The organism is Chryseobacterium pennipullorum, assembly GCF_003384725.1.
GTDB lineage: Bacteria > Bacteroidota > Bacteroidia > Flavobacteriales > Weeksellaceae > Chryseobacterium > Chryseobacterium pennipullorum.
In genome coordinates, this window is the sequence record NZ_QNVV01000040.1 from 1 (window position 1) to 4,677 (window position 4,677).

The following is a 4,677-nucleotide window of genomic DNA, read 5'->3' on the forward strand; positions in this document are numbered from 1 at the left end:
TCTGCTGTAAACTTATATATAGAATATTTGCAGTAGTAAAAAGAGAAGAACCTTTTGTAAATTTAACAAGATATAATTTGCATATGTCTTAGAATACACTGATTTACACAGATCCTTTTGTTCTCGCAGATTGGGGAGATAATGCAAGTTTTTAAAAAACTTTAGGTGACCTCAGAAAGTTTATAATGCTGCTTAATAAGTAAGCTCCTTGAGACAAAGATCTCTAATTTTACTCTAGTGTGCTTTCTATGCATAAAGCTGATCACTTAAATATCTTAAGTGTTCAAATAATAGCTTTTGTATTTTTGTGGTTAAATAAAGTATTGTTGGATCATCAGCCAAGTTGCACCTGGAAATCATCTTTTAAAGTCAGAACACCTTCTGCAATACTTTCCGGGTGGGTACTGAACCCTTTAAGTTTTGAACTTTTACCTTTCAACACAAGGTCCATCAATTGCTTATCCGTTAATTTTTTACCAAATATTTCAAAGGTAATTTTAAAGCCACAATTTTTGAAATCGGAGCAGCCTACAGCTGTTTTTCCTTTAATCAGATTGTGTTCTTTGCACTTGGGACATTTTGTTTCTTCCCAGGACTGAAGTTCTTTTTTCTGGGCAGGCTCTCTTTTTTTCTTTTCCTTTACCTCTTCTTTTTCTTCCTCCTGCAAGGTAATTACTTTCCCTTTTCCGTAAACCACCTTATCTGTAAGCTCTGTTACCATCTGGATCAGTTCTTCTTTGAAAAGGTTGGCTTCATACTCCCCTTTCTCAATTTTACGAAGTTTAGATTCCCATTCACCGGTGAGTTCCGGGCTTTTTAGCAGCTCGTCCTCAATAGTATCAATTAACTGAATCCCAGTTTGGGTAGCAATCAGGTTCTTTCTTTTCTTTTCAATGTACTTTCTTTTGAAAAGCGTTTCGATGATGTTGGCGCGGGTAGATGGTCTTCCGATACCGTTGTTCTTTAACATTTCACGCAATTCTTCGTCTTCCACCTGCTTTCCGGCAGTTTCCATAGCTCTCAGCAGGGTTGCTTCCGTATACGGCTTGGGAGGTGTGGTTTTCCCCTGGTGAATCATCGGGTCATGAGGTCCGGTTTCTCCCACCACAAATTCAGGGATCGTCTGTTCTTCCTCTTTTTCCTTTTCTTTGTCTTTATCGGTGGATTCTTCTTTCGGTTCTTTGGCGTATACTGCTCTCCATCCTGGCTCCAGCACCTGTCTTCCGCTTGTTTTGAAAGGGATCGTACCTACTTTTCCTTCTACCAGAGTATTGGAAATTTTACATTCCGGATAAAACACCGCAATGAAACGTTTGGCAACCAGATCATAGATCAGTTTCTCTTCCCGGCTCAGATTTTGAGAAGGTGGAACTTCCGTAGGAATGATCGCGTGGTGATCGGTTACTTTTGAATCGTCGAAAACAGCCTTTGATTTTGGAATCGGTGCTTCCAGCAAAGGCGCTATCAATTCCTGGTAAGGATACATCTTTTGAAGAATTCCTTCTATTTTCGGGTATAAGCTTTCGGATAGATACGTGGTATCCACACGCGGATAGGTGACATGTTTCTTCTCGTAAAGACTTTGAATATAGTTTAATGTATTTTCTGCAGAATATCCATATTTTTTGTTGGCCTCCACCTGAAGACCGGTCAGGTCAAAAAGTCTTGGATTTTTTTCTTTTCCTTCTTTAATTTCAAAAGAAACGATCTCAAAAGGGTTTACTTTCAGATATTCAAGTCCTTTTTCCGCACGTTCCAGGGTTTTTAAACGGTCAATCGCAGCATTGAATATAACATCACGGTATTTCGTTTTCAGTTCCCAGTATTCCTCTGTTGTAAAAGCGTCAATTTCTTTCTGGCGTTGAACAAGCATAGCTAAGGTAGGCGTCTGCACTCTTCCAATGGAAAGTACCGCTTTATTACCTCCAAACTTCTTGGTAAAAAGACGCGTCGCATTGATTCCCAACAGCCAGTCTCCGATCGCTCTTGCATTTCCTGCCAGATAAAGATTTTTATAATCATCAGCAGGTTTCAAACTCGCAAATCCCTCTTTAATGGCTTCCTCCGTCAATGAAGAAATCCATAAACGCTGGATGGGCTTGTTGCATTTTGCTTTCTGCAATACCCAACGCTGGATCAGTTCTCCCTCCTGCCCGGCATCCCCACAGTTGATGACCTCATCACATTCTTCGACCAATCTTTCAATCACCTTAAACTGATTTTCAACGCCTTTATTCGGGATCAGCTTAATTCCAAAACTGTTGGGAATAATCGGCAGTGAAAATAAATTCCAGGATTTGAACTGGGGTCCGTAATCGTGAGGTTCTTTCAGGGTACACAGATGCCCGAATGTCCATGTCACACAATAGCCGTTTCCTTCCATATAGCCCTGTTTAGGCATGGTAGCACCTAATACTTTGGCAATATCTCTGGCAACACTAGGTTTCTCGGCAATACATAATTTCATGAACTCGGGTTTATAGAAGAGTGCAAAAATCGGGATTTTTTTTGACTTTTCAAATTGAGCTGATTATGGATGAGTGAAAATTGAAATGAACGGTATTTACACTTATGAATTATCCTCTACCAAAATATTTAAATGCAATGATTTATGTGCCTGTATTTATTTTTAGGAGGTTTATATAGAATCAATGTATTGGTTCTATCTAGTGTGCAGGTAATCTCACAGCCTTACTTTTATTTGAATTTATTTCCTATATTTTTAGAAATCAACATCTATTTTTAAGTAAAAACCCCCTTAAAAAAGGAGGCTCGATCAACAATATTAATGAAACAGGCTCATTATTTCTTTTTCAGAAAGGTGATCGTTTTTCAATCTAATTACCTATACGATGGGATCCAGATCTGCTCTATAAATGTTTGTTTCCTGTTATTTTAAGTTCATTAAGATCCAATTGCGATCCTGCTTTTCTGATTTCGTCATCACTGTACAACTTTTCACGTTTCATTCTGAACAATTCTTTTCTTTGTAAAGCAAAAATATCAAGCATGATTTGATGGTATTCTTTCATGTCATTCTGCCTGTTGGTACACATTTCTATTGAAGCTAAATGATTCTGATGAAGATGGATTTCGTTTTCCAGCGTTGTTTTAAGATTTCCCACCAGGTTATTGGTCTCTACGCTATCTTTATACTCATGATTGAGCCTATCAACGGCGAGCCTATCCAGTCTCATCTGAATTCCGGCCTGCTGTTCATGGGAAGGAAGAATGTGATCAATCTCTCCGATTTTCGTTAACTTAATGATTAAAGGAAGCGTTAATCCCTGGAATACCAAGGTCACAAAAATCACGACAAAAGTGATAAAAATAATCAGGTTTCGCATCGGAAATTCTGTCTGTGAGTTCATCATTACCGGAATCGATAAAGCTGTTGCTAGAGAAACTACGCCTCTCATTCCAGCCCAACCAATAATTAAAGGATTCTTCCATCCCGGACTCGGATCACGGCGTGCTTTTTTGCTCAGCCATCTCGGGATATGAGCGACGGGATAAATCCACAGCAGACGAACAGCAATCACGATAAGGCTTATGATCAAGCCATATTCAATTCCCTTCATCACCGATATTTCACCTAAATTGTTGATAATATCCGGTAATTCAAGGCCTATTAAAACAAAAACCAAAGCATTCATCACAAAAATAAGGGTATTCCAGACCCCGGTCATATTGATTCTGGTGGTTCCTGTTTTAAACATCTCATGGGCACGGAAAGACATAAACAGACCTCCGCTGACCACCGCCATTACTCCTGAAAAATGAAAATGTTCTGCTGACAAAAATAAAATATAAGGAGTCATTACAGTAAGAGCGGCATCAATAGCCGGAGTCGTCGGTAAAAACCGGTGAATCGCATAGAAAATATGAGCTCCTACAATCCCAACCACAATCCCCATTCCTGCTACCAGAAAAAATTGTCCTGTCGCTTCCTGCATTGAAAAAAATCCTGTCATTACGGCAGCCAGAGCAAACCTGAAAACAATCAGTGACGAAGCATCATTGATAAGGCTTTCTCCTTCCAATATAGCAATGGTTCGTTTCGGAACCTTCAGACCTTTTAATACGGTAGTTGCCGCCACAGCATCCGGTGGTGAAACGATTCCCCCCAACAAAAACCCCAAAGCCAGAGTAAAGCCAGGTATCAGTGCCTGTGAAGCATATGCCACCACCAGAGAGGTTAAAAATACCAACCCGAAAGCCAGCAGGCTGATAGGACGTTTCCATTTCCAGAAGTCGTTCCATGAAGTATACCATGCTGCTTCGTAGAGGAGCGGAGGTAGAAAGATCAGAAATATAATTTCCGGATCCAGTTGTAAAACCGGAACACCCGGAATGAAACTGATTCCCAGTCCTGCCAGTACTAAAAATATGGGATAGGCGATTTTTATCCGCTGTGCCAGCATAACCAGCAGCATAACGATTAAAAGAAGCCCCAGGATAAGAAGAAAATTTTCGTGCATAGTTTTTTGAGTTGATAATTGAGAGTTTAAATGATTGATGAGTATTAATAATTAAATTTTATAATTGACCACAGATTTCTCAGATATGCACAGATGCTTATGTTCTCGCAGATTGAGCAGATAACGCAGATTTTTTTTAATCAAATAAGCCAATAAAAATTTATTTAAACACTTAAGTTCACTTCAGTAATTTACA

At 39.3% G+C, this 4,677-nt stretch carries 2 protein-coding genes; both read right to left on the reverse strand.

Features of this window, described 5'->3' with window-relative positions; genetic code table 11:
* Positions 1–334 precede the first annotated feature (334 nt).
* Positions 335–2,467 carry a type IA DNA topoisomerase gene (locus DRF67_RS21205; protein WP_115930291.1) on the reverse strand — a complete coding sequence of 711 codons (2,133 nt, stop codon included), beginning with the start codon at positions 2,465–2,467 and terminating at the stop codon, positions 335–337.
* 403 nt (positions 2,468–2,870) lie between these two features.
* Positions 2,871–4,481 carry a Na+/H+ antiporter gene (locus DRF67_RS21210; RefSeq protein ID WP_115930292.1) on the reverse strand — a complete coding sequence of 537 codons (1,611 nt, stop codon included), beginning with the start codon at positions 4,479–4,481 and terminating at the stop codon, positions 2,871–2,873.
* Positions 4,482–4,677 lie beyond the last annotated feature (196 nt).

Coding starts and splice junctions, on each gene's coding strand:
- DRF67_RS21205 (WP_115930291.1), bottom strand. CDS start 2,467: ATGAAATTATGTATTGCCGAGAAACCTAGTGTTGCCAGAGATATTGCC.
- DRF67_RS21210 (WP_115930292.1), bottom strand. CDS start 4,481: ATGCACGAAAATTTTCTTCTTATCCTGGGGCTTCTTTTAATCGTTATG.